The sequence below is a fragment of the Coprococcus sp. AF102-57 genome, from assembly GCF_027686195.1.
Classification (GTDB): domain Bacteria; phylum Bacillota; class Clostridia; order Lachnospirales; family Lachnospiraceae; genus Allocoprococcus; species Allocoprococcus comes.
Genome location: NZ_JAQCSY010000047.1, coordinates 1 through 2,302, shown reverse-complemented (window position 1 = coordinate 2,302; position 2,302 = coordinate 1). Strand labels below are relative to the sequence as shown.

The following is a 2,302-nucleotide window of genomic DNA, read 5'->3' as shown; positions in this document are numbered from 1 at the left end:
TATTTTGGGGCTTTTGACCCTGGCATCATCTTCTATGCATTTAATAAAAAATGGAAGAGTATTCGTGAGTGTTGCAAATACTATGAAGTAAGATATGGATCTGTTATGTCTTACAAAAGAATCCACAAGTGTACAGCTGAAGAAGCAATCGCATATTGCAGAAATTTGAAAAAACTAGGTATATTTTATTTTAAGAAAGCGAGGTGGACAGATTTAAAAGAATGCTGCGATTATTACAATATAAATTATAAATCGTTATTGGCATATATGCAGAAAAATAAATCATCAAAAGAGAAGGCGCTCAGCCATTATTATCAGTATTATAAATATAATCGTTTTACATATAACCATGTGACTTATGACAGTTTCGCCGCATGCTGCATGGCATATGAGATTAAACCGATCTGCGTCCGGCGATATGCAAAAAGAAAGCATTTTCTGCTGCGGCATGCGCTTTCCAGCTATTTGAATTATCATAATAAAAGAAAAATATATTTCTGCGGACAGGAATATATTACATTTACATCATGTTGCAGAGCATTTGGATGTAATGCATCTTATGTGTCGGCATACGCAAAACGGCACGGAATATCCAGAGAAGAAGCTTTGAAATTTTATATCAATCGTATTGAAAAGCAGGAAGGACAAAAAATAGATTCCAGAACATTTGTATTCCGGGATAGTATTTATCATGATTTGAGTGACTGCTGCCGCAATCTTGGTATAAATGTCAGGAGCGTTTATGGTTACATGTGGAGAACAAAAAAGAGTAGGGTAGAGGCGGTTGAATATTATTATACAAAACCCTTTGTAGAATGAAAAGTATCTCTGTAAGCAGTGTGAGAGATAAAGCGAGAAAGAAAGGGATGTCTTTACAGGAAGCGGCAAAATATTATATTGAGAGAAATAGTTATGACTGATGAGTATGCAGTATAAGCGGATGGTAGAATTTGTGAGAAATGTGTTGCTGTTTATTGTAATTGTGATAAAATTAGGATAAAATAAAGATAGCAAAAAGTGAAAGGAGAGGTGGAAATGATACAAATTCGCCCAGTTTCTGATCTCAGAAATAAATTTCCTGAAATTGAGACTCTTGTTAATAGTGGAAATCCTGTGTATTTAACTAAAAATGGATATGGAGCTATGGTTGTTTTAAGTTTAGAAGAGTATGCAAGCCTCACTGATAATATCGAAATGAAGCTTGATGAAGCTGACAGGCAGGCTGCGAGAACCGATGAAAGACTTTCTCACGAAAGCGTGTTCAAAAATGCAAGGAGTGCAATACATGGAAAATAAATCTTATCAGCTTCGCTACTTGCCAATATTTGAAACTGATTTGCTAAGTACGGTAAATTACATTACAAATGTCTTGAAAAATGAAGATGCGGCACATCGGTTGGTTGATGATATTGAAAGTGCCATATTGAAAAGGCTGGAAAATCCTCTTGCGTTTGAACCTTATCGTTCTGCAAAAAGGAGAGAGTATCCATATTATCGGATTTATGTGAGGAATTATGTGGTATATTATGTGGTTATCGGGAATGTTATGGAAGTAAGGCGACTGATATATAGTGCGAGAGATACAGATCGTCATTTATAGCAGAATGATAAAAATGTAATTGCAAAATAGCGATAATTTATTTTAGAAAAATAGTAGTAGGAAACAATACAGAACTCCTCTATATGAGAATAAAGTTGTTCTCATATAGAGGAGTTCTGTATTCTCAATTAAATATTTGAAAGTAAGTATGTGAAAAAATTAAAAACTTGCTGAATAAGCAAAAAGTTGCGGGTACAGAACTGTATAATCGAAAACAAAGGAAATGATTTTAACTTTAGTAAAAATGAGAATCATATGAGGAATGAGAAGATGGAAAAAATTATCAATATTGAAGATTCAGTAATCAAACATTCCCATCAAGATACAGTCTCGCATATTCTAGTGGTTCATCAATGGCAAGTGTGTTTAATGCACAATCTGATCTGGGTGTGGTTCTCAAATTCTTTTCTGCTTCCCAGCAGTCAATGCGAAGCATATATAAATATTGTTCTCATCGTATCTTATCTCCTTATCGTTCAATCAATTATTTGCTACAAAAATCAGAAGCATTTCAATCAGTTCACCATGTCACTTTTATTTTGTGTTATACTGTTTTATATAATTTTTTTGGTCTCCGCTGCCGCTTCGGTCGGCACAGAGCAGAGGTCCACCGGACCTCTTGTGCCCTTGTATTTTCCCTTATCAGAGTTCGTAAACACTGGTGGAACGATATAACACAAGGGAAACAATAAGGGAAAGCTC

3 protein-coding genes and 1 pseudogene are annotated in these 2,302 nt (G+C 34.8%); 3 read left to right on the top strand and 1 reads right to left on the bottom strand.

Going from position 1 to position 2,302, the window contains the following annotated elements; genetic code table 11:
- The 3 genes from PGZ10_RS16475 to PGZ10_RS16465 all read left to right on the top strand — a co-directional run.
- On the top strand, nucleotides 1–819 hold an 819-nt coding region (locus PGZ10_RS16475; protein WP_270541902.1), incomplete at its 5' end, for a hypothetical protein.
- A 216-nt stretch (nucleotides 820–1,035) separates the two neighbouring features.
- Nucleotides 1,036–1,296, top strand: coding sequence for a type II toxin-antitoxin system Phd/YefM family antitoxin (locus PGZ10_RS16470; protein WP_117558181.1), 261 nt, complete (start codon nucleotides 1,036–1,038; stop codon nucleotides 1,294–1,296).
- Entirely contained in the window at nucleotides 1,286–1,600 is a 315-nt protein-coding gene (locus PGZ10_RS16465; RefSeq protein ID WP_117558205.1) for a type II toxin-antitoxin system RelE/ParE family toxin, read from the top strand. Before PGZ10_RS16470 ends, PGZ10_RS16465 begins: the two co-directional genes overlap by 11 nt.
- A gap of 304 nt (nucleotides 1,601–1,904) precedes the next feature.
- On the opposite strand, the pseudogene PGZ10_RS16460 reads toward PGZ10_RS16465, so the two are convergent.
- A pseudogene (locus PGZ10_RS16460) lies at nucleotides 1,905–2,039 on the bottom strand (DUF6061 family protein); the annotation flags it as partial.
- Between the last annotated feature and the right edge of the window lie 263 nt (nucleotides 2,040–2,302).